We start from the raw sequence: 282 nt of genomic DNA on the forward strand, positions 1-282 counted from the left end.
TTTTAATCCCGATTTCTATCGCGCCACCAATCCAGATTTAGCCGCTGCTGGACTGAATAACGAGCAATTATTCGACCATTTCCGAGGTTCTGGCATTAACGAAGGACGCCCTTCCGCCCCCAATTTCAATGTCAGCTTTTACCTCAGCGCCAACCCCGATTTAGCCGCCGCCGGCTTAAACTTTTTCGACGCATCGCAACACTATGTTTTCGCCGGCATGGCAGAAGGAAGAATTGCCGCCGCCGGAGGCCCTGGGCCTGTTGCACCCCCACCCCCACCTCC

At 55.0% G+C, this 282-nt stretch carries 1 pseudogene; it reads left to right on the forward strand.

Features of this window, described 5'->3' with window-relative positions:
- A pseudogene (locus AC0QH1_RS00525) lies at nt 1-282 on the forward strand (hypothetical protein); the annotation flags it as partial.

Source organism: Phormidium sp. CCY1219 (assembly GCF_055795085.1).